Raw genomic sequence first — 24224 nt, forward strand, 5'->3', positions numbered from 1 at the left:
TCCCATCTTTAAAAGAATTTAATAATGATAAGAAGCAATGCTGTAAGAACCATAACTGTAGAAACAAAAATATATCTTACCCTGGTAAAATGAGTCCATTGTCTTAAAAACAAACATTTAGCCTCACTGTCCTTAAGCTTCTGCTCAACCAGCCCTGTAAAATCAAATGCATCTAAATATGCACTATATCTGCTGTTCTCTGTTCTTTTCTCACTATCATCTTCTAATCCATATAAAATTATATAATATATCTCCATCTCTTCACGACAGTCTGCACAGTTAAGAATATGATTGGTAAATGCTTCTTCATCTTTAAGTGACAGATTGCCATGTTCAAAGCTTTCTATCCTGCTCTGGATTTCCTTACAGTTATCCATAAACGCCTCCATAAAAGGATTATAATACAATAATAAAATAATATTCGAAATTTATTATGTACGCAAGTATTCTTTACTTGATTTTTAAGATTTATTATGATAAACTATCAAAGTCGCGCAGGTGTGGCGGAATGGCAGACGCAGCAGACTCAAAATCTGCCGGTGGTAACATCGTGCGGGTTCAAGTCCCGCCACCTGCATTAAAAAAGGAAGTTGCTTTTATCGCAGCTTCCTTTTTCTTTTATAGAAAATCACCGTTAAATACAAAACTGTCACTTAATTAAAGTGAATTATAAAGTTCTTCATACTTTCTAGCTGAACTGTTCCATGAGAAGTCTGTCTTCATTCCCCTGTCAACAATCTTATTCCACTCTCTCTTATGATTGTAATATACATCCTTAGCATAATTAACAATACCAAGCATCTCATGTGCATTATAATTAGCAAAAGAAAATCCTGTTCCCTTACCTTCATATTCGTTATATGGCTCTACAGTATCCTTAAGGCCACCTGTTTCTCTTACTATAGGAACTGTTCCATATCTAAGGCTCATTAGCTGAGAAAGACCGCAAGGTTCGAATAATGACGGCATAAGGAATGCATCACAGGCTGCATATACCTTATGTGACATATCTTCTGAATAATATATATTAGCTGACACTCTGTCATTATATTTCCAGTCATAATGTCTGAACATATTCTCATATCTCTCTTCACCGGTACCAAGAACAACAAACTGTACATCTTCTGCACAAAGCTGATCCATAACATATGCTACAAGATCAAGTCCCTTCTGATCTGTAAGTCTCGATACAAGCCCAATCATAAACTTACCCTTATCTTCTGTGAGTCCAAGTTCCTTCTGAAGTGCAACCTTGTTCTTCCACTTTTCTTTTCTAAAGGTTACCTGATTATAGTTGTTGTAAATTCTCTTATCTGTCTCTGGGTTATATTCATCATAATCAATACCATTAACAATACCAGATAAAACATTAGATCTTGCTCTCATAAGGCCATCAAGATTCTCACCATAAAACGGTGTCTTTATCTCTTCTGCATAAGTTTCACTTACAGTTGTAACCCTGTCAGCATATACAATACCACCTTTTAAGTAATTAGCATCATCATAGGCTTCAAGCTTATCTGATGTAAAATATTCATCTGGAAGTCCTGTAATATCCTTAACTTTCTTAAGATCCCATATGCCCTGGAACTTAAGATTATGTATAGTCATAATAGACTTGATACCCTGATAAAACTCTCCCTGAGAGAATCTTTCCTTAAGATATACAGGAATAAGACCTGTCTGCCAGTCATTACAATGAATTATGTCTGGTCTGAAGCCAAGCACAGGAAGAGCTGAAAGTGCAGCCTTGCTAAAGAATGCAAACTTCTCAATATCCTCATGAATCCAGCTGTATGGCTTATTACCACCAAAATAGAATTCATTATCAATAAAGTAAAATGTCACACCATTCCACTCTAATTCAAAAACACCTACATACTGTGTTCTCCATGCAAGATCTATGTAAAAATGTGTCTTATAAACCATCTTTTCACGATACTCCCAAGGTATACATGTATACTTAGGTATCATTACCCTTACATCAAACTTAGTCTTGTCAAAATACTTAGGAAGTGAACCTGCAACGTCAGCAAGTCCGCCGGTCTTAATAAATGGTACAGCCTCTGATGCAATCAACAATACATTTTTCATACATTAGTCCTCATTTCTTCTTAATTATAATCCCATACTCTTCATGCATTTATAAAAAAATAAGTGCAGTCCTTGTAAAACTGCACTCATTATATCACATATATTATAATATTACCAGTAACGTCTTATAGCAATTACACTCATACCTATTGAATTAACACCAACAAGCCTTACTGAACCGCCTGGAACATTAGCATGAATCATCTGTCCCCCACCTACATATAATCCAACATGTCCCGGATAACATATAACATCGCCTGGCTGTGCATTGGCAAGTCCGTTAACCGCTGTACCACCATATGCCTGGGCACTTGATGATCTTGAAATACTAATCCCATACTGTCTGAACAGATAAGAAGTAAATCCTGAGCAGTCAAAACCTGATGGTGAACTTCCACCGCTTACATATGGAACTCCAAGAAGTGAATATGCAAGTGAAACAACACCACTTGCTACAGATGAATCACCCTTTGCCGGTGTAACTGTTGTATTAATCTGCTGGTTCTGTTTCGCCGCTGCTGCCTGACGTTCCTGTTCTTTCTTAGCCGCAACTTCTGCCGCTTTCTTAACAGCTGATTCAAGCTGGCTGTTTACATCATCAGCCTTAGCCTGTGTTTCCTGAATAGTACTATAAAGCAATGCCTGTTTCTCAGTAAGCTGTGTCTGTGCTTCATCAAGTTCCTGCTTATCACTTTCAAGTTTTTCCTTGAGTTCCTTAATTTCACTAGCAGTCTGAGCCATTTCATCAAGCTTGTTTCTGTCATAATTATAAACTTCCTGCATATACACTGCTTTATTAAGCATTGTACTCATGTCTGATGAAGTAAGGAAAACTTCAGCTAATGATACAGACTGGTCTTCATACATATACTTGATACGAAGCTTCATATCCTCATATTGCGCTGACTGAATCTTCTCTGCCTCTTCAAGTTTTACATTAGCTGCATCTATTTCATCAGATTTATTAGCCATCTTAAGTTCCAGATCATCCATCTGTTGTAACAGATAAGCCCACTGATCCTGAAGATTATCCAATTCCTGTTGTGTCTGTTGCTTCTGCTGCTTTAACTTATCAACGTCATCTGCAAATACAGCAAATACTGTGGATACAGTTAATGTAGATGATAATAACACGGCTGCAAAACCTTTAAATATTCTCTTACGCATATATAACCTCAACTAAAATAATTATTACAAAATTGTTAAAAATCGTTTACGATTTTGTAATTATAATATAAACGCTGCTATTTATCAAGGCTTTACAATTAAATATACATGAAAAATATGTGAACATTTTTATATTAAATATTATCTAATATTGTACTGCAGACGAATTTTATCCGAAATCAATGCGATGAATTCTGAATTAGTTGGCTTTCCTTTTCCACAGTTAATAGTATACCCAAACAGATCATTCAGTGTATCTGTATTACCACGATTCCATGCAACTTCAATTGCATGTCTTATAGCTCTCTCTACCCTGCTGGGTGTAGTTTCGTATTTTCTTGCAATAGTTGGATAAAGTACTTTTGTAACACTGTTTATAATTTCTGCATCCTTTACTGATAAAGTAATTGATTCCCTAAGATACTGATAGCCTTTAATATGTGCCGGAATCCCGATATCATGAATTATATTTGTTATATCTGTCTCAAGATTTCTGTCTGTAATAGAAACCGGTTCTCTTGGCACTGTTTTTACACTTACTTTGTCATGCTGATTTCTTATGTATCGTATTCTGTTAACCAGCACCTCATTGTCAAATGGTTTCATTATGTAATATGCTGCTCCCATATTAAATGCATCCTCAGTTACACTGTCTCTGCCTATAGCGCTTATTACAATAAAGTCTGGCTTTGAATCTAACGTTTTGTCTGCCCTTACTTTTTCCATAACAGTAATTCCATCTATCCCAGGCATTATAAGATCAAGTAAAACAACATCCGGCTGGCTCTCATGAATCATTTTCACGGTATCTGCACCATTATCAGCCGTTCCAACAATTCTCATGTCATCTTCCTCATCAATTACACTCCTTAATGCCTCCAGAATACTCTGATTATCATCTGCGATAGCTATTTTAGTCCTCTCCATACATTCAAGCCCTTTCATAATGTGAAAATTAAATAATCCGACATTTTTCAACTTCACAATAGTTAGTATAGTTTTTACAGCAGCAGTCTGCAAGCACTTTTTATCGCAAGATATCTCAGCATTCGACAAAATTCGACACAGTTTTTGTTTATTAAATCAAACCATCAATAATAATGAATAAAATAATCAGAGGCAGGATATATTTAAGATAAAACTTAAAAATCTTAGGCATGCCGATACCCTTTCCTGTATTAACTTCATTCATATAATTATCATATCCCCAGCCAAGCTTAGTCGTACAGAATAGAAGTATAACAAGGCTTCCTATAGGAAGAATAAGACTGCTTACAAGAAAATCTTCCAAATCAAGCACATTAGTTCCAGCGCCAAGCGGTGTAAATCCGCTTAATACATTGAACCCAAGAATGCATGGGATACTCATGATAATTATAATAAACAGGTTAATTACACCTGCTTTCTTACGGTTCCATCCAAAAGCTTCCATATTGCATGCAATAATGTTCTCCAGAACAGCAATAACTGTGGATAATGCCGCAAATGTCATAAAAAGGAAAAACATTGCGCCCCAGAATCTTCCACCTGACATATGTTCGAACACCTTTGGAAGTGTGACAAATATAAGGCTTGGACCACTGTCTGTTGGTATATTATATGACATACATGCTGGAAATATGATAACTCCTGACATAATTGCAACAAATGTGTCAAGTAATGTAATCTGTATTCCCTCTCCTACAAGTGCTCGTTCTTTCCCAATATAGCTTCCAAATATCATCATTGAGCCCATTCCCACACTTAAAGTAAAAAAAGCCTGCCTCATTGCCTCAATAATAATATTTCCAAGACCAACCTCTTTTATCTTATCCATATCAGGAACAAGAAAATATTGCATTCCCTTTCCGGCACCATCAAGCGTAAGACTGTGGATAGCAAGAATAACAATAAGTCCAAGAAGAATAAGCATCATATATTTTGTAATCTTCTCAACACCATTCTGGAGTCCCATACTGCAGACAATAACCGCAATAAGAACTATCACTGCCATCCACACAAACATTATCCATGGATTAGCAGTTACATCAGCAAACATCTGTGAACTGTCTGTGTTTTTTGTAATATCACCAGTTACATACTTAATAAAATATCCTAGCATCCATCCTGAAACAGTAGTATAGAAGAATAAAAGTATATAATTGCCTATCATTCCAAGATATCCATGAATATGCCACTTCTGTCCAGGTCGCTCCAGTTCATGATACGCCCTTATTATGCTGCTTTTAGAAGCTCTTCCCATTGCAAGTTCCATTGATAGTACAGGAATTCCAAACATAAGAAGGAATAACATATATAATAAAACAAATATTCCACCTCCATTATTGCCTGCAACATATGGAAAACGCCATACATTTCCAATTCCGATTGCGCAGCCTGCACTTATAAGTATGAATCCAAGTCTGCTGCCAAATTTCTCTCTTTCCATCGTATTATAATCCTTTTCTTTGTTAGTTTCTTTTAGTCTTTATCAAGCATTCTATCAATAAATATACCATATCCGCAAGTAGAATCATCAACAAATACATGTGTGACCGCCCCAATTATCTTTCCATTCTGAATAATCGGGCTTCCACTCATCCCCTGAACAATTCCATTAGTCAGCTTGAGAAGCTCTCCTGATGTTACTTTAAATGTTATATTCTTAGAATCGCCATACTTTAAATCTGTTATATCAATTTCATAATCATGAAAACTGCCATTGTTATAAAACCTTACATATGCTGTTCCTTTTGAAGCTTCATATGACCCGGCTGCTTTCATCAGTTCAGGTGAATACTCATTATATAAAGAGTACGCATTTTCACCGTATATGCCTTTATCAGTATTACATCTTATACTTCCTATGTTGTCCTCTCTATAATCAATAGTACCAAGAAGCTCTCCCGGCTCTCCATTTTTTCCAGGTACAATAGACAGAATCCTTGTTCTGTATATCATGCCATCTTTTATATCAAGTACCTTCCCTGTTTCGTTATCTGATATTCCATGTCCTAATGCGGCAAATGTGCCATCTTCACACACATAAGTAACAGTTCCAACACCCTGTGTATCATCTTTAACCCAGATTCCGATTTTGTATTCTCCTGCAACATTTTTCACAGGTATAATCTGCTCTTCAATTTCCTGACCATCCCGCCTGACAGTTATGTCCATACTATTTCCCGCCGATTCTGACACCGCCTGTAAAAGCTGTTCTTTCGTATCTGTCTGAGAACCATTAACTTTAATTATATAATCACCTTTATTAATCTTTCCTTTGGCAGGAACAACATTCTGCCCATCATATGTGCATATTGTCTCTGTATTAACAACATATACTCCATTACATTTAAGATATATACCTACCTGAAAACCACCAGAATAAATGTATTTTTCATCGACTACCTCCATATGTGTCCTTGCGACAGAAAGCAGTCCAAAAAGCTTATAATCCACATAATACTGACCGGTATTTCCCGACTGGATTGTAACCTGCTTTCCAAAATCAATATTATCGGCACATATATTATTACTGCTGTCATATACAGTACCAACAACAGGTATGTCCATAGAAAAAACAGCCTTATCCTGCTTATATATATATAGCTTATCTGGAATCTTTTTCTTAATTGAATTACAGTATATATAAGCTCCAAAACCTATGCAAAATGCCAGAACCCCGGCATAAATTAACCCTTTTTTAAAATTCTTCATATCAATCCACCATCCTTCTAAGATTAGTATTGACCAATGAAATACTTTTAAAAAAGGGTATTACTGTAAATTCAGTTAAAATGTATTTAATTATTTTTTGCCGTCTGTGCCATATTCTTAAGTTCTTTTGCATTAGACACAACTGCATCTGTAATACTTGAACCGCCAAGCATTCTTGCTAACTCACCTATACTTTCATCATATGAAAGCTTTGTTATGTTACTTATTGTCCGATTATCTTTAGTAGACTTCTCAATAACATAGTGATTATCAGCCATTGCCGCAATCTGAGGCAGATGGGTAATGCATATTATCTGATGAGTTTTTGAGAGTGTATTTAACTTCTCTGCAACAAGCTGTGCCGTCTTTCCGCTGATTCCTGCATCAATCTCATCAAATATCAGTGTTTTGGATACATCTGTCTCTGCCATTACACTTTTAATAGCAAGCATGATTCTTGACAATTCTCCACCTGATGCAATCTTTGCAAGAGGCTTCATATCTTCACCCGGATTAGTTGATATCATAAACCTGACATTGTCAGTTCCGGTTGAATCAGGATTTTTCTCTTCAAATTCAGCTTCAAATCTTACATCAAGAAAATTAAGCTGTTTTAAGGCATTTATTATATCCTGCGAAAAATTTAGTGCTGTTTTCTTTCTCTGGCTGCTTAAAAGAGAAGCCGCATTCATAAGTTTTTTATAAGCTCTATCATATTCAGCTTTTCTTGCAGCAACAACTTCATCATAATTCTCATATTCAGATAACTTCTGTTTCTTATCATCAAGAACAGATAATATATCTTCAATCGACTTGCCATATTTCATCTTAAGAGAATTAATCATATCAAGTCTTTCTTCAAGTATATTGAATTCAGACTGGTCAAATGTAAAATCATCCATATAAGATGAAAGGTTATGAGCCACATCTGATATAAGATTCTCAATATCAGCCAGAATATCACAGTCATCTTTCAAAGATTCATCATATTCGCTTGCAGCTATCATATTCTTTAATGCAGCTCCTGCCATATCACTAAGATTATTGTCACCTTCTGAAAGCAGCATCGACACCTCAGAAAGATTTCCTGCAATCTTCTGGAAGTTACTCATTCTCCGGTAATCAGCTTCAATCTGTTCATCTTCTCCAGGTTTTAAAGCAGCTGATTCAAGCTCATTGATTTCATATTGAAGAAAAGCCATCTCTTTAATCCTTGATTCATCATCACCAGAAAGACTTTCATATGCTTTTTTGCATATAGTATATTCCTTATAGCATTCTTTATACGAATCAAGAAGTGGATTAATACTGTTATCATAATCATCAATTACAGACAAATGATTACTCTCATCCATAAGAAGCTGGTTATCATGCTGTCCGTGAATATCAATCAGTTCATGTGCAAGAACTCTTGTCTGGGCTGATGTAAAAGACTGTCCGTTAACCTTAATCTGCGAACGATTTGCCATAATTTTCCTCGAAATAACAAGTTCACCATCATCGCATGATATAACCCCCAGTTCTTTGATTCGTTCAATCTTATCTTCTGGTATTGCAAATGTTATCTCTGAAAGTCCATATTCACATCCTGACCTTATAAAATCAGGTGATGTCTTGCTTCCTAATGCAGCATTAATAGAACCAAGAATAATAGATTTACCTGCACCGGTTTCACCAGAAAGTATATTAAGTCCTTCATCAAAATCAATATTCTCTTCTTCTATAAGTGCAAGATTCTTAACATGTAAATTAACTAACATATCCTGCCTTTCAATTCTGTCTATTAATTGTTCTTAATAAGTTTCTTAATCTTGTTCATAACAAGCAAAGTATCATTAACAGTCCTTACTGCACACATGATAGTATCATCTCCTGCAATAGAACCTACAATCTCATTCCATTCCAGTGCATCTATTGCTGCACATACAGCCATTGCCATTCCAGGTGCAGTCTTAATTACAAGAATATTCTGTGCCATATCCATTGATACAAAGCCTTCTTTAAGAACCGTTAAAAATTTATCACTTGCAACAGGTTTGTCCTTTGTAAGTGTTGCATACCTTGTTCTCTTACCATCCACAGAAACTTTTGACAGATTAAGCTCTCTTATATCTCTTGAAACAGTAGCCTGCGTAACATTATAGCCTTCATCGTTCAGAATCTTTGCCAGCTCCTCCTGTGTTCCAACTTCGTATCTGTCAATTACTTCTAATATCTTTTTATGTCTGTCTGTTTTCATAATTATCCCCAACTACATTTTGTTCCTTATTCTCTCTAAGAATGAAATTCTGCTTGTCTTGACAAATCTTGATATACGCTCTGACTGCGTAATAACAATTCTGTCTCCCGTTACAACTTCACAGAAGCTTTCTCCATCAAATGTGGCAACTCTTGCGCTGTCATTCTTAAGAGAACCCGTCATTCTTCCTGATGAGCTTTTATTATCCTTCATCTCAATCATAATCTCATCATCGGCAGCAAATATAATACTTCTCTGATTAAGTGAATGAGGACATATAGGTGTCACCATTATAAGTCTTGCTGTCGGCTGTATTATAGGTCCTCCTGCTGACAGACTGTACGCTGTCGATCCTGTTGCGGTCGAAACAATTACCCCGTCAGCCGAATATGTATTAAGATACTCGCCATTGACATATATATCAAAATCAATAATTCTTAAAGCACCATTTCTGTTAATTACAACATCATTAAGTGCCACATCAGAAAAAATGCGTTCTTCACCGCGATATATACATCCATCAAGCATCATGCGTCTGTCAATCTCATAATCGTCTCTAAGAAGACTCTCTAATGTCTCCTCAAAGCTTGACATATCTGTGTCTGTAAGATAACCAAGAGTTCCGATGTTAACGCCTATAAAAGGAATATCCTTCTCAGACAACTCCCTCGATGCCTGAATAAGTGTACCATCACCTCCAAGAACAATAACACATTCAGTATTATCAGGAACCAGTCTTACATCACTGTATGAACCTGTTTTATTAAATGCCTGTTCCTGTTCTATCTGGCATACACATTCAGCTCCTTTTGAGCGTAAAAAATGTGCAATCTTTCTTGTATTAACACCATCAGGATCTTTAAACCTGTTAGTAACAATATAAAAATATTTCATGCTGAACCTCATTTAGTATACGAAAAGAATTAAATATATATTACAATACTTCGTGAGCTTTTTCAACTACATTTTCTACAATAAATGGAATTTCCTTTATCTGTGGTTCTGCAATTTTCTGCAAATGCAGCAGATACTCAATATTCCCCTCAGGTCCCTTAACAGGACTGAACTCAAGATTAAGGATTTCAAATCCTATTGACATTGCATAATCAATAACCTTATTGATTACTTCTATATGCACATCTTTATCTCTTACAACGCCATGCTTTCCTACCTTCTCACGTCCTGCCTCAAACTGTGGCTTGATAAGACACACTATCTGGCCATCATCTGTAAGAAGATTTCTTACTGGAGTAAGTACCTTAGTAAGTGAGATAAATGATACATCTATACTTGAAAACTGTATTCTGTCCGCAACATCATCAGGGGTTACATAACGGATATTAGTTTTCTCCATGCATACAACTCTCTCATCATTTCGTAACTTCCAGTCAAGCTGTCCATGTCCTACATCGACAGCATAAACTTTAATTGCGCCGTTCTGAAGCATGCAATCAGTGAATCCACCCGTTGATGAACCTACATCCATACATATCTTGCCTTCAAGCGTCACATCAAAATTCTGCATAGCTTTCTCAAGCTTAAGACCACCACGGCTAACATACTTAAGAGTTGTTCCGCGAACCTCTATCACTGCAGTGTCAGGAAATGACTGACCTGCCTTGTCTTCCTTCTGCCCGTCAACATATACATTGCCAGACATAATAATAGCTTTTGCCTTCTCTCTTGAAGTCGCAAGCCCTTTATTAACTAATAAAACATCTAATCTTTCTTTACTCATTTCTCTTATCCTTATTCAATACATTTGCCCATCTGTTAAGCACCTTCGCAATAATACTGTCTCTGTCAACACCTGATTCCCGTCGCAGAATATCAACATTGCCATGTTCAACATAATCATCTGGCAGAGCAATATTAAGTACATCTATATCATTACATGTATCATCATAATATTGACAGACCGCTTCACCAAAGCCACCTGACAAAACATTTTCTTCCATAGTAACTATAAGTCTGTGAGACTCTGATAATCTGTCCAACATATCGGTATCAACCGGCTTAATAAAACGCTCATTGACAATTGTTATATTATAACCCTTTTCTTTAAGCTTTTCTCTGACTGCCTGTGCCGTAATAAGCATATTGCCTGCTGCAACAAGTGCAATGTCAGACTCTTCAATAATCATCTCGGCTTTTCCGTACCGGATTGGTGCATTATACTCTTCAAGACCATCATACGCCTGACCTCTTGGATATCTTATTGCAACCGGAGAATTAAAGTTAAGCAGAGCGAATTCAAGCATTGCTGAAAGTTCACTGCCATTCTTAGGTGCCATAACAGTCATGTTTGGAATTGAAGTCAGAAATGAAAGGTCGAATATACCCTGATGTGTCTCACCATCACTTCCAACAAGCCCTGCCCTGTCAATTGCAAATACCACATGAAGATGCTGGATACATACATCGTGAAGTATCTGGTCATATGCTCTCTGTAAAAATGAAGAATACACAGCAAATACAGGTTTAAGACCACCTGCTGCCATTCCAGCCGAAAACGTAACAGCATGCTCTTCTGCGATTCCGACATCAAAAAATCTGTCAGGAAACCACTTGGAGAATTTATTAAGTCCTGTTCCATCAGGCATTGCTGCAGTAACTGCAACAATTGACTTATCCTTTTTGGCAAGCTGGCATATTTTTTCCGAAAATACATCAGAATAAGTCGGCTTATCAGATGATTTCAATTCTTTTCCTGTTACAATATCAAATGGTCCTATTCCATGAAACTTAGCCGGATTACGCTCTGCAGGCTTATATCCATGTCCTTTATGTGTTACAACATGGATGATAACTGCACCGTTAATTCGTTTAGCAACATGAAACACCTTAATAAGCTTCTCAATATCATGTCCATTAACCGGGCCAAGATAAGATATTCCCATACATTCAAACATTTGTCCTGGAAGTATTATCTGCTTAAGATTACTCTTGGTTTTCTTGATTCTTTCTACAATATGGTCTCCACCCGGAAGCTTATACAGAGTATTAGTCACATTTTCCTTAAGGTCATAATATGAATCTGATGACCTTATATTACTAAGCATATGTGGTACACCGCCAACATTCTTGGCTATTGACATAGTATTATCATTTAACACAATAATAAAATTAGTCTTAAGTGAAGAAGCATTATTAAGTGCCTCATAGGCCATTCCACCTGTAAGTGCACCATCACCTATAACAGATACGACACTGTAATGTTCATTCTTTAAATCCCTTGCTTTAACAAGTCCTAATCCCGCGGATATTGATGTTGAGCTGTGTCCTGTATCAAATGCATCAAAATGGCTTTCATTTCTTTTAGGGAAACCACTCATTCCGCCAAACTTTCTTAACTGGTCAAACTGATTCTTTCTTCCGGTAAGAATCTTATGCGTATAAGACTGATGTCCTACATCCCATATCAGCTTATCCTGTGGAAGATTAAAAGCCAGATGGAGTGCCATCGTAAGCTCTACAACGCCAAGATTAGATGCAAGATGTCCACCTGTCTTACTAATCTTTTCTATAAGAAATCTCCGGATTTCATCTGCAAGCTGATTATATTCAATTGGAGATAATTGTTTTATATCATTTGGTTTATTTATCTTTTCAAGAATCATAACACACCTGCTTTATTTGTTTCTGTGTATAAGGTTAAGAACAATTTCCTCTAAAAATTCATTCTTTCCCACGCTCTTAATTATATCTAAAGCTTCATCAGACATAGATTGTACATCTGCCTCAGCTTTTTCCATTCCGTATAAAGTAACATATGTTGTTTTATTATTCTTTTCATCAGAAAATACAGGTTTACCAAGTTCCTGAAGCGAACTTGTCACATCAAGTATATCATCCCTTATCTGGAATGCAAATCCTATAAGTGATGCTGCCCTGCATAACCTGTCAACCGATTTCTCATCACAGCCTGCAAGGTATGCTCCTGCAAGAAATGCAGCTTCAATCAATGCTCCCGTCTTTAATCTGAATATAAAATCAAGCTGTTCATCAGATAATGCCTTTCCAGTAAGTTCAACATCAACAGCCTGTCCACCGACCATTCCTTTTATTCCGGCTTTTCTTGCAATAACTTCCATTGCTTTAGCTTTCGCCGTCATATCTCCTTCACCTGATATAAGTGCTTCAGCCATAATCTCATATGCCAGATTAAGAAGTCCGTCTCCTGCAAGTATTCCGAAATCTTCACCAAATACTTTATGTGTTGTAAGTCTTCCTCTTCTGTAATCATCGTTATCCATTGCCGGAAGATCATCATGTACAAGAGAATATGAATGAATACATTCCAAAGCAGCCATAAATGGATAGACAACCTGACAGTCATCACCTCCACACAGCTTATACACCTCAAGCATAAGCATTGGTCTTACTCTTTTGCCACCTGCATTGACGCTGTAATTCATAGCTTCTCTTATTTTTTTATCAAGTCCTGTCTCATCAGGAAGATATCTTGATATTAAATCATTAATAAATTCTACTTCCTGTTCCAATTCATTCTTAAAATCACTCATCGTCCTGTTCTCCATCATCATTCAAAACTATGATTTGTTTCTCAACCTTGTCAAGCTGGTTATTACAGCTTTCGACAAGCTTCATCCCCTCCTGATACATTTTAAATGATGCATCAAGTGTTGTGTCTGATTTTTCCATCTGTGCAATTATTTCTTCAAGTCTTTCAAATGACTGTTCTAATGTTTTTGCCATGCTTCCCCTACCTCAATAACCTTAGATCTGATGCTTCCATCTTTAAGATAAACTGTAATCTCGTCATCTGACGACACCTGACCTGCTGATACAATTCTGTTACCTTCAGAATTCTCAATATAGCCATAGCCCATATCAAGCTTTTTCAAAGGACTTAACCCCTCAAGTTTCGAAGCATACAGACGAAGTCTGTTTCTATTTTCAGCCGCACATCTTTTTATTAACATGTTCAGCTTATCTTCTATATTCATAAGCCGCTGTCTTTTATCATATATCTGATTGACAGGGTTAAGATATTCCATCTGTAGCTTTAATCTTTCCAGATAGTCTCTTTTTGCAGACAACGAATACATCATCTGCTGCTTTAACCGTCTTTCATATTCATATATCTTGTTTTCAACAGCCGCTACCTCTGTAACAGCAAGCTCTGCCGCAGCAGAAGGTGTAGGTGCTCTCATATCAGCTACAAAATCAGTGAGTGTAAAATCTGTCTCATGTCCTACTGCTGATATTACTGGTGTTGAAGCGTTAAACACAGTCTCTACAACCTCAGGTTCATTAAAAGCCCATAAATCTTCTATTGAACCGCCGCCTCGTCCTACTATAATACAATCAAGCCCCATCTTATCAAGTCTGGTAATTCCGCTTACAATTGACTGTTTTGCATGTTCTCCCTGAACATATGCAGGATAAAGTACAATCTGGATATAAGGGTTACGCCTTTTGGAAATGTTCATAATATCCTGAACTGCTGCACCTGTCTTAGATGTAACAACACCTAATTTTTTCGTAAATGCAGGAAGTGGTCTTTTATATTCTTTAGCAAAATATCCCATATCTTCATAATATTGTTTTAGCTGTTCAAACTTCTGGTACAGTTCTCCAATACCTTCCTGCTGCACAGTATTAGCATATAACTGGTATTTACCCGCTGCATCAAACACATCAACTCTTCCTGATACAACAACTGACATTCCATCCTTTAACTTAAATGCAAGCTTTGCTGCCTGACTTGCAAACATAATGACAGAAAGTGCCGCATCAGCGTCCTTTAAAGTAAAATAAATATGACCGGAGGTATGATACTTGCAATTAGATATCTCCCCCTTAACAGAAACCGAGTTAAGCAGAAAATCCTGCTTAAACATATTCTTAATATAGGAATTCACCTGCTTTACAGTATATACTCCAGCCATATATCCTCACTTTACATGCAAAAAAATGCATTACTCTTTAATTAACTTGCCTAATACACCATTAACAAAAGCTGCTGTGCTGTCAGCCGAGCCATACTTCTTGGCAAGCTCAACAGCTTCATTGAGTGCTACATTAGTAGGAATATCCTCATCATAAAGCATCTCATACACAGCAAGTCTCATAATAGAAAGCTCTGTCTTTCCTAGACGGCTTGTTGGCCATCCCTCAGATACAGAATCGATTTTCTCATCAAGCTCAGGTATAAGCTCTGCTATTGCTAATGTCTTATCCTTGATATAATTATATTCTTCTTCCTTAAGATGTGAAGCATCTACCATATCTGCATCTGCAAAATACAGATTAATCTGCTCTTCATACTCATCTTTGTTATCGATAAAAGGAGCTCTGAATAATAACTTAAAAATATGCTCCCTCATTGTAGATCTTGTCATCTTTTAACTCCTGAATTTAATTTTCTACATTAACACTGGCAACCTTAATGTTGACCTCTGTAACTGAAAGTCCTGTCATTGTCTCTATTGCAGACTTAACCTTATCCTGAACCTTAGCTGAAACAGCTGGTATCTGTGTTCCATACTTAAGATTAAGTGTTATATCTACAAGGACACTTGACTCTTCAACTGTTACCTTAACACCCTTAGAAAGATTCTTCATTCCAAGCTTGCTTACGATTTCATTAGTGATATTACCGCCAAGGCTGTCAACACCTTCAACCTCTGTAGCAGCAAGACCAGCAATAATAGCTACAACTTCATCAGCCACCTTAACTTCGCCAATATTAACATTCTCATGTATAGAATAAGTTGTACCTCTATCTTCAAACTCTTTTGTCATAACCGTCCTCCATATATTCATATTTAACTCAAAGTTAAAAAGATTATAACATAAACACTAATTATTGCAAATATTTATTGTTATCTTATCCGCAGCAAAGCCAGTTTTTCTTTTAATTATATCTTCAATCTGTGCTTTATCTGTATCTGAAAGCTCTGATACATTAATAACAGCATCCACATTGGTATCAGATACTGTAACTACCGATGAATCAAAGCCTTTAGCTGATAACAAAAGTTCTATTGCCGTTTCTTTATCAGCATTGTTCTCAAGCTTTGCAAGCTGTTCAACTGCTGCTTTCTTAGCATCCTCAGCAATACCTGCATCATCAGCTATGCTTTTCAGATTCTCTATGCTTGAAGCTCTGACCTGTTCCCTGTTTAACTTAGCAGCTGCAACAGCCTCTGACTTAACTCCTGCTGATGTAAGTATAACAGTTCCCGGCTCATCTGTAAAATCTGTGTCAGCAGCCTCAGCCTCATTACTATCTGTTGACACATTGTCAGCTACAACCGCAGCTGCCTTTTCTTTATCTTTAACTTTAATTATATTATCAAGGTCACCCGCATAATTAATATACCCGGCAGCAGCTATCATTATAGCAAGTGCCGTAATTATAATATGATTCTTTTTTACTCTTTTCAAAACTGCCTCCAAAAAAATTATTCCGACATTTTCATCACTTTAATTTTATGTACAGGAACACCTAAAAGGCCATTTATCGCATCTGTGATATAAGCAACCAGATTTTTATCATCACCTCCCTCACACACTACTAATACACCTGTAACCTCTTTTGTATCATTTGTTTTTACCAAGACCTTTACTTTGCCTACTCCATCTGTATTTTCAAGCATCTGCTGTAGTTCTTCGCCAAGATTTTTCTCATAATCTTCTGACCCTGTGGATATAACCGGACCTGTTGTATAACTTTTTGCAGATGAACTTTTAGTTGGCATTGCAATCACCATCATAAGTATCCCTGCCAGTATTACTATAAATATTTTGTCTTTCCTTGTTTTATTCAGTAATCCTGTAAAAAATGCTTCATTTTTACCACCATTATCCACTTTCGCCTGCCTCCCTGATATCTATCTGTTCTACAGATATTTCATATCTGCCAGCTATATCTGTTCTTAATCTGTCAATATTATCATTGCCTGCAATATTGTTTTCTTTAACATATACATTTATCATACTGACCGCCGTCATGTCTGATGTGAAGCTGCATTTTACAGAAACAGTTTCCAGACCGTAAGAAGCTGCAGTGCTATTGATATCTTCACTTATAATTTTTTCAGCCATTTTCTTGTCTGAAGTATTATATAAAGCCTGTGAGACATTATCGTTCTCCTTAGAATATGTTTTAAATCCATTACTTATACCATCCGTAATCTCACTTATATCTGCATTCTTAATATTAAGCAGCGGAATTATTATCGCCATTACAAGTATCAGTTTCATTACAAATGCTATGAATTCCTTATACTTTGGTGGCACAAGCTTTAATGCAATCTCTCCTGTAATTTCAAGAATAAATATTGTTTTAAACCAGTTAATAATACCTGTCATTGCACATTACCACATTTAAACATATAGATTAATATTAGTTGCAAAGCATATAATTGCCATTGTTAGGCACATAAGAACAACTGTGACAGCAATCATATATATCATATTTTCAAGACTTCCTGACAGAACAAGAACAGCTTTGACTATACGGCTGTCTGCCACAGGTTCTAATACTGCTCCAAGAATCTGATATAACAATGCCATGACAACAAGCTTAAGAAGAGGAATTCCTATTATTACAGCCATAACAATAACCGCAGCCACACCAATAGAATTCTTGACAAGCACAGCAGACCCTGCAATTGTCTTAGATACAGTCTGTGCACTGTTTCCAATGCCAGGAATCATAGAAACAGCTTTGAATAAAACGGACATTTTAAGTGAATCGCTTAATGGAAGTATCAGACTTTTTATTCCGTTAAGTCCCAGAAAAAACATAAGCATTCCTTTTACTGACAATTTTATAATCTTTGTTATAAGCTGGCACATTTTGTTAAACTTATCTTTTTCACTGAATGTATCAAACATGCCTAATATCATATATACATAATTGCATCTCATAAGAACATTTTTCACAAGGACATTAACTATGTACATAAGAAAAAGAATTATCTCATAATATGCTGCAGCACTTGATGCCCCACACGAATATGCAACTGCCGGAAAAAACACCGGGCAGAGTGCCTTATATATATCAACCGACATCTGAACACATTCATAGCCTGTCCTTGCTGCATTAATAAACACCGCAACTATCAGCGTCATAAGAATGAATGATATAAAAAGCATCGCTGAATCAGATGCATTTTTATCAAGCACAGTAAGAAACATTGCGCATATAGATAAAAGTAATATCTGTATCAGAACTGTTCTGTTAGAAATAATTGCCTCGGTAACTGTTTCGGTAAAGTTAAAGCCTATATCCGTATCCGAACTGGCAACCGACCTGACAAGTTCTTTAAAAGATGTCCCCTTCCAGCCATAATCATCAAGCGTACTGTCTATGCCACTGTAATCAGCTTCATCTATCAGTGAATCATAATTAACTGTATCCTCATCCTGTGCATATATATATGTTTTCTGTATGATGAGCGCCGCCAGAAACGCTATCATAAAGGCAATTATTTTCTTAGTCAGACAATCCCCTCTGAAACCATTTCAAAAAGAGTTACTATAACCGGTATGCATAAACCCGCAACAGAAATCCTGGCGTATATTTCCATAGCTGACGCAAGTGCTGCAAATCCATTTTCTTTACATATATTTGATGATATTTCTGTTACATACGATATACCTATAACTTTGACTATCAGCTTTATATATTCCTGATTAATACCGGCAGTAAACATATTGATTCTTGTGTACACGGATATAAGCCCATTAAATACAAGCATTGCTGTTCCTACACACAGAACAACTGACACAAAAGTCCCCATTGAAGAGCCTGTACTTTTCAAAACCAGAGCAAGAATCACACCTGTAACTGCACACACCGAAAGCGACAACACATTAATATGTACCACCCCCTATCACAATTCAAAAAGCTTTTTCATGGTAGTAAACAATTCAAGTATATAAGGTAATATCCAGTATATGACAATAAGAAGCCCTGCCAGTGCAGTAAGCGCTGCCTGGTCATCTCTTCCATTATGCTTTAATATCTGGTTAAGTATTGAAACAACTATGCCTACCGCTGCAATTTTGAATATTATGCTTACCTCCATACTTCACCTCCGATTCATATAAGTACAATCACAAGTATAAGTCCTGCTGATATTCCTGTAACGATATAAGCCTTCATCTTTCCTGCTGCATTAGTCTTAACCACATCAAGTTCCTCATTAAGTTCACACACAACAGATTGTATGTGTTTTAACTGACTGTCCTTGTCAATAAATGTGCTTATAGAGCCTGCCTCTTTTATAATCTCCAGCTGTCTTTTGCCAAGTATTCCTGCAAATGCTTTATCAGCAGCCTCATTCCATATCAATGCAAATGTGTCAATGTCCGATTTATTCAATGCTTCATATATGTATCCGGTGAAATTCCTGACATATGAACACATGTCAAAATCTCCAAGGCGTTCAAATATCTGCGTCATATCTATAAGTGAATATCCAATATGATTATTCATAACGGAAAGCATTCTTACCATGTCTTTTAATATTATTATCCTGTTCTTTAATCTCTGGCTGTATGAAAGACCATACATAAAACAGCCTGAAAGTATTAATATCCCGCCTATATATCCAGACATTTTCCTGCCTCCCCACATTTTTCCAATATTACAGCTCTCTTAAATCCATTTTTTCCGAAAAGACCTGCAAGTCTTTCATCTGTATCATATATACCGCTTCCATGTGCAGTTCCTATTACAGCGCAGCCACTTTTAATGCAGTATTTTACAGCTTTAATATCATCTTCCCCACCAATCTCATCCATTGCTACAACCTGAGGACTAAGCGAGCGAACAGCCATATATACTCCCGTAAGTTTATTACAACCATCTAAAACATCTGTCCTGCAGCCAATATCATTACATGGAACTCCGTTTACACATGCCGCTATTTCACATCGTTCGTCAATTAAAACCACATTTTTTCTATATATATCAGATAACTGTCTTATAATGTCTCTAAGCAGTGTTGTTTTTCCAAAGCCAGGCGGTGATATTATAATAGTATGCTTTAACCCGTCTTTTAAAAGCTCATCCATTATATTATCAGCGCAGCCCTCCATCTGTTTAGCAATTCTTATACACATGAATGTCACATGTAAGAAATTCTTTACCTTACCATTCTCCCATATAACCTGTCCGCCAAGTCCTATTCTGTGTCCGCCTTTGATTGTCAGAAATCCATTTGCCATACAGGATTCATATGCATAAGATGAATAATTAGTTGCTATTGACAGTATCCTTGTTATCGTATGTTCATCTACAAGACTGGTTCCCATATGTTCTCCATTATCACATATGGCAGCAGGCAGTCTTCCTGTACGCAGACGGATTTCCCTGACATGCTGAAATCCTGCATATATTCCAATGTCTTTAATTAATTCATCCGGAAGAATTTTATAGAGTGATTCGTCATACAAAAAAAGCCCCTTCACTATTGTTTTTCACAATATATGAAAGGGCTGTCCGTTTTATTCTACTGACTTTAAAGATTCGACCATAGGAAGCTTCTTTAACTTTCCATACATGGCCAGATTAACTACAACTGAGAAAATCAATGTGATAAGATATGAATATATATATGTTGTCGGTTTAATAGCATATCCAAACATTATTGCATCCATCTCTACAGTAAGCATTATGTATATATGAAGAAGTCTTCCTAATAATAGTCCAAACACACCACCGATTAGTGTAAGGAATATATTCTCACGGTACACATACATACCTACCTCCGGGTCAAAGAAACCAAGTACCTTAATAGTTGCAATTTCTCTTCTTCTCTCCGATATATTAACATTTGTAAGATTATATAACACAACGAATGCAAGCAGCCCCGCTGATATTATAAGTACCCATGTTACCAGGTCAAGTGACTGTATCATATTTTCAAATCGTGTGACATTAGCATTAAGGAAACTCACACCCTTAATATAATCTCTTGTAAGGTATTCATCTCCCATATAACTTTCAGTTTCGCTTACATCTCCGTTAATCTTTATAAGTACCCTGTTGTTATCAGGAACATTTCCAAAAAGTTCATTATAATATTCTGTACTTATATATACATAATGATTAACATACATTTCTGTAATACCTGATACAACAGCCTCTGTCTGCTTTCCAGTGGATGATGTTACTGTAATCTTATCACCTTTCTTTACCCCTAAATCTTTTGATAACTTTTCAGTGATAACAACGCCTGAATCCCCAAGAGCCACATCATTATGTTTTCTTCTAGTTCTTAATGTCACATAATCTTTAAATGCATTCTTATCATCAACTATGACATATTCTGCTGTCTGTGTATCTTCACTGCTCTTAACATCATCAGAATAACCACAGTTTAATAGAAAATCATCAATGTGTACGTCCGCTGACATGTCACTTTCAAGTGTATCCATATCCTCCTGTGTAATCCCATCTGTAAATGTGGCAACACTGTCATAATGTATAAGTTCACCGTACTGGTTATGAATAAGACATTCTATACTGTTCTTAATACCAAAGCCTGCTGTCATAAGTGCCGTACAGCCTGCAATCCCTACAACAGTCATAAGAAATCTCTTCTTATACAGGAACAGATTACGCATAGTAACCTTCATTGTGAATGACATGTGTTTCCATATAAATGTAATATGCTCAAGAAGGATTTTCTTACCGCTCTTAGGTGCTTTCGGACGCATAAGCTCTGATGGAACCTCTTCTAACTCACTGTAGCATGAAAAAAGAGCTGCTATAACTGTTACTAAAACCATGGTTGTAATGGCTATAATTGAAAGAAATATGTGGCTGTCGTACACTATTGGCGGAAGCTGGTATATTATATTCCAAGAATTATATATTACAAGCGGAAACAGTTTAAGACCTATGATACAGCCTGCTATTCCTCCAGTAACCGAAGCAATTAATGCATATGCTATATATTTGAATGCAATCACCTTTTTGCTGTATCCTAGTGCTTTATATGTTCCTATAAGTCCCCTTTCTTCTGCTACCATTCTTGTCATTGTTGTAAGACAGACAAGGGCAGATACAACTATAAAGAATATTGGAAATACCGTGGCAATGGCTTTCATCCTGTCTGCACTGGATTCATAATCTTTAAAAGAATACTGTTCCTGTCTTGTAAGCTCATACCATTTCCAGTCATCGCTGTCACCATATTTAGATTCAAAATCTTCCTTAGCCTGCGTCTCAATGCTGCTAAAATCATAATCAGCAAGTGCTTTCTCATATGCCGGCTGGATATATGGCTCAATAATAGCTGAAACATCCATTCCTACAAAATAATTACTGTACTGTTCTGTAAGTGATTCTACAACATGGTCGTATATAGCCGCTTTGGCAGCCTCTTTTGCCTCATTTACTGAATCTTCATATACATCCTGTATGTCATCTTTTCTTACATTAATTCTGCTCTGTGAAATATTATCTATTCTGTCAGCCGTTTCTTTAACGAGATCTTTATATTCAGTTCCATATGTATCCAATTCCTTTGCTCCATCAACTGTCGCAAATACTTCATTGAAATAATCGGACATGAATTCATCTTCCGTAATATACATAAGATAATTAATCCTGCCGCTTCCAACATTAGTAGTTCCAAGGTCATAAGAAACATAATATGGTGTATATACTGTTCCTACAACCGTATACTCTGAATCTTTAAGACTGTCATTAATATCATCCTGTGTTCCGGATGAAAGCTTGATTGTATCTCCTATAGAAAAATTATCCTTGGTATCTTCATATCTTACAACACATTCACCGCTATTTTCAGGAAGCCGTCCTTCCTTGATTCGTAACTGGTTAATGTAATTCTCATTATTCCTGTCTGTATTATCAGGTACTGACATTATATGTACAGCGGTCTCTATGCTGTCTTTCCTGATAACTGCATCCTGTGAATATGCAGGATACACTCCCTTAACACCATCAACTGCTCTTATAGCTTTAATATCATCTTCATTAAAACCTATTGATGATAAAAGTCTTAAATCACTCATATTATAATCATCATAATAGTTATCCGTTGAATTCTTCATATCATTAGAAGATGCTGTTACTCCTGCAAAAAATGCTACTCCAATAGCAACAATTGCAAATATAGCTATAAATCTTCCAAATGTTCTCTTAATCTCACGAAAGAGATCTTTCCACACTGATTTTCCCATATTGTACAAGCCTCCATAGTATTACCAGTCTATCTCGTCTACTGAAACAGGATTGTCATTAATAACAACACTGTCAACGATACCATTCTTTATCTTAATAACTTTATCTCCCATTGCTGAAATTGCCTGATTATGTGTTATAACAACAACAGTAATTCCATTCTTCTTACACATATCACTTAAAAGCTTAAGAATGGTTTTTCCTGTATTAATATCAAGCGCTCCTGTAGGTTCATCGCATAAAAGCATCTTAGGATTCTTTGCAAGTGCTCTTGCAATGGCAACTCTCTGCTGTTCACCACCTGATAACTGTGACGGAAAATTTCCTATTCTGTCAGATAATCCCACAGCTTCTATTGTCTTAACAATATCAAGAGGCTTTTTACATATCTGCGTTGCCAGTTCAACATTTTCTTTGACAGTAAGATTCTGTACAAGATTATAGAACTGGAATACGAATCCGATATCATATCTTCTGTATGCTGTAAGCTGTCTCGAACTATACTTGTCAATTCTTTTACCATCAACAGTTATTTCCCCGGTAGTACATGTATCCATTCCTCCAAGGATGTTAAGAATAGTACTCTTTCCTGCACCACTAGGTCCTAATACAACAGCAAATTCGCCTTTATCAATCTTAAAATCCACTCCATTCAATGCTCTTATCTTTACATCACCCATTTTGTATATTTTCTTTACATTTTTAAATTCTATATATGCCATAGTTTCTCCTTTTTTATTCCAGACAGTATTAAATCACATATTAATCTATATATAATAATACCTTATAGCACTCATAAATTCAAATCATTTTAATATAATCATAGAAAGA

At 36.3% G+C, this 24224-nt stretch carries 26 protein-coding genes and 1 tRNA gene; 1 reads left to right on the plus strand and 26 read right to left on the minus strand.

Features of this window, described 5'->3' with window-relative positions; all coding sequences use genetic code 11:
* Positions 1–8: 8 nt before the first annotated feature.
* Positions 9–377, minus strand: coding sequence for a zf-HC2 domain-containing protein (locus GKE48_RS08225; RefSeq protein ID WP_022098635.1), 369 nt, complete (start codon positions 375–377; stop codon positions 9–11).
* Positions 378–494: 117 nt separating this feature from the next.
* Here GKE48_RS08225 and GKE48_RS08230 point away from each other — a divergent pair.
* Positions 495–577, plus strand: a tRNA-Leu gene (locus GKE48_RS08230).
* Between the two features lie 80 nt (positions 578–657).
* Here the strand turns inward: GKE48_RS08230 and glgA are convergent.
* From glgA to GKE48_RS08355, 25 genes are all read right to left on the minus strand, one after another.
* On the minus strand, positions 658–2094 hold the full coding sequence (gene glgA, locus GKE48_RS08235; RefSeq protein ID WP_022098636.1) for a glycogen synthase GlgA: 1437 nt from the start codon (positions 2092–2094) through the stop codon (positions 658–660).
* Between the two features lie 111 nt (positions 2095–2205).
* Positions 2206–3261, minus strand: a complete 1056-nt coding sequence (locus GKE48_RS08240) for a C40 family peptidase (RefSeq protein WP_022098637.1) — start codon at positions 3259–3261, stop codon at positions 2206–2208.
* Positions 3262–3402: 141 nt separating this feature from the next.
* Positions 3403–4188, minus strand: a complete 786-nt coding sequence (gene spo0A, locus GKE48_RS08245; protein ID WP_154300838.1) for a sporulation transcription factor Spo0A — start codon at positions 4186–4188, stop codon at positions 3403–3405.
* 151 nt (positions 4189–4339) lie between these two features.
* The gene (locus GKE48_RS08250; protein ID WP_022098639.1) at positions 4340–5689 is read right to left on the minus strand and encodes a sodium-dependent transporter; all 1350 of its coding nucleotides are present in this window, start codon (positions 5687–5689) and stop codon (positions 4340–4342) included.
* Between the two features lie 32 nt (positions 5690–5721).
* A complete protein-coding gene (spoIVB, locus tag GKE48_RS08255; protein ID WP_022098640.1) occupies positions 5722–6957 on the minus strand; it encodes a SpoIVB peptidase in 1236 nt (411 codons plus the stop codon).
* Positions 6958–7043: 86 nt separating this feature from the next.
* Positions 7044–8717: a DNA repair protein RecN gene (recN, locus tag GKE48_RS08260; protein WP_022098641.1), complete on the minus strand. Its 1674-nt coding sequence runs from the start codon at positions 8715–8717 to the stop codon at positions 7044–7046.
* Positions 8718–8740: 23 nt separating this feature from the next.
* Positions 8741–9196, minus strand: a complete 456-nt coding sequence (argR, locus tag GKE48_RS08265) for an arginine repressor (protein WP_012739316.1) — start codon at positions 9194–9196, stop codon at positions 8741–8743.
* A 12-nt stretch (positions 9197–9208) separates the two neighbouring features.
* The gene (locus GKE48_RS08270) at positions 9209–10090 is read right to left on the minus strand and encodes an NAD(+)/NADH kinase (protein WP_022098642.1); all 882 of its coding nucleotides are present in this window, start codon (positions 10088–10090) and stop codon (positions 9209–9211) included.
* Positions 10091–10130: 40 nt separating this feature from the next.
* Complete coding sequence (locus tag GKE48_RS08275; RefSeq protein WP_022098643.1) at positions 10131–10934, minus strand: TlyA family RNA methyltransferase; 804 nt, start codon at positions 10932–10934, stop codon at positions 10131–10133.
* Positions 10927–12816 carry a 1-deoxy-D-xylulose-5-phosphate synthase gene (gene dxs, locus GKE48_RS08280; RefSeq protein ID WP_055285647.1) on the minus strand — a complete coding sequence of 630 codons (1890 nt, stop codon included), beginning with the start codon at positions 12814–12816 and terminating at the stop codon, positions 10927–10929. The genes GKE48_RS08275 and dxs overlap by 8 nt, the downstream gene beginning before the upstream one ends.
* 12 nt (positions 12817–12828) lie before the next feature.
* Positions 12829–13722, minus strand: coding sequence for a polyprenyl synthetase family protein (locus GKE48_RS08285; protein ID WP_154300839.1), 894 nt, complete (start codon positions 13720–13722; stop codon positions 12829–12831).
* Positions 13715–13915 carry an exodeoxyribonuclease VII small subunit gene (xseB, locus tag GKE48_RS08290; RefSeq protein ID WP_022098646.1) on the minus strand — a complete coding sequence of 67 codons (201 nt, stop codon included), beginning with the start codon at positions 13913–13915 and terminating at the stop codon, positions 13715–13717. Before xseB ends, GKE48_RS08285 begins: the two co-directional genes overlap by 8 nt.
* Entirely contained in the window at positions 13900–15111 is a 1212-nt protein-coding gene (gene xseA / locus GKE48_RS08295) for an exodeoxyribonuclease VII large subunit (RefSeq protein WP_154300840.1), read from the minus strand. Before xseA ends, xseB begins: the two co-directional genes overlap by 16 nt.
* A gap of 30 nt (positions 15112–15141) precedes the next feature.
* Complete coding sequence (gene nusB, locus GKE48_RS08300) at positions 15142–15564, minus strand: transcription antitermination factor NusB (RefSeq protein WP_022098648.1); 423 nt, start codon at positions 15562–15564, stop codon at positions 15142–15144.
* Positions 15565–15580: 16 nt separating this feature from the next.
* Positions 15581–15967, minus strand: a complete 387-nt coding sequence (locus tag GKE48_RS08305; RefSeq protein ID WP_041688098.1) for an Asp23/Gls24 family envelope stress response protein — start codon at positions 15965–15967, stop codon at positions 15581–15583.
* Between the two features lie 57 nt (positions 15968–16024).
* Entirely contained in the window at positions 16025–16612 is a 588-nt protein-coding gene (locus GKE48_RS08310; protein ID WP_022098650.1) for a SpoIIIAH-like family protein, read from the minus strand.
* A gap of 17 nt (positions 16613–16629) precedes the next feature.
* The gene (locus GKE48_RS08315) at positions 16630–17037 is read right to left on the minus strand and encodes a hypothetical protein (RefSeq protein ID WP_022098651.1); all 408 of its coding nucleotides are present in this window, start codon (positions 17035–17037) and stop codon (positions 16630–16632) included.
* Positions 17030–17539, minus strand: a complete 510-nt coding sequence (locus tag GKE48_RS08320) for a stage III sporulation protein AF (protein WP_055215012.1) — start codon at positions 17537–17539, stop codon at positions 17030–17032. The genes GKE48_RS08315 and GKE48_RS08320 overlap by 8 nt, the downstream gene beginning before the upstream one ends.
* A 15-nt stretch (positions 17540–17554) precedes the next feature.
* The gene (locus GKE48_RS08325) at positions 17555–18652 is read right to left on the minus strand and encodes a stage III sporulation protein AE (RefSeq protein ID WP_022098653.1); all 1098 of its coding nucleotides are present in this window, start codon (positions 18650–18652) and stop codon (positions 17555–17557) included.
* Between the two features lie 20 nt (positions 18653–18672).
* Complete coding sequence (locus tag GKE48_RS15015; protein ID WP_147345962.1) at positions 18673–19062, minus strand: SpoIIIAC/SpoIIIAD family protein; 390 nt, start codon at positions 19060–19062, stop codon at positions 18673–18675.
* 6 nt (positions 19063–19068) lie between these two features.
* Positions 19069–19263, minus strand: coding sequence for a stage III sporulation protein AC (spoIIIAC, locus tag GKE48_RS08335; RefSeq protein WP_012739330.1), 195 nt, complete (start codon positions 19261–19263; stop codon positions 19069–19071).
* A gap of 14 nt (positions 19264–19277) precedes the next feature.
* The gene (locus GKE48_RS08340) at positions 19278–19796 is read right to left on the minus strand and encodes a stage III sporulation protein AB (protein ID WP_012739331.1); all 519 of its coding nucleotides are present in this window, start codon (positions 19794–19796) and stop codon (positions 19278–19280) included.
* Positions 19781–20635 carry a stage III sporulation protein AA gene (locus GKE48_RS08345; protein WP_154300841.1) on the minus strand — a complete coding sequence of 285 codons (855 nt, stop codon included), beginning with the start codon at positions 20633–20635 and terminating at the stop codon, positions 19781–19783. The genes GKE48_RS08340 and GKE48_RS08345 overlap by 16 nt, the downstream gene beginning before the upstream one ends.
* 51 nt (positions 20636–20686) lie before the next feature.
* Positions 20687–23392, minus strand: coding sequence for an ABC transporter permease (locus tag GKE48_RS08350; protein WP_154300842.1), 2706 nt, complete (start codon positions 23390–23392; stop codon positions 20687–20689).
* A gap of 21 nt (positions 23393–23413) precedes the next feature.
* Positions 23414–24115: an ABC transporter ATP-binding protein gene (locus GKE48_RS08355; protein WP_154300843.1), complete on the minus strand. Its 702-nt coding sequence runs from the start codon at positions 24113–24115 to the stop codon at positions 23414–23416.
* Positions 24116–24224: the final 109 nt, after the last annotated feature.

Origin of the sequence: Lachnospira eligens (assembly GCF_009680455.1) — a bacterium.
Lineage (GTDB): Bacteria > Bacillota > Clostridia > Lachnospirales > Lachnospiraceae > Lachnospira > Lachnospira eligens_A.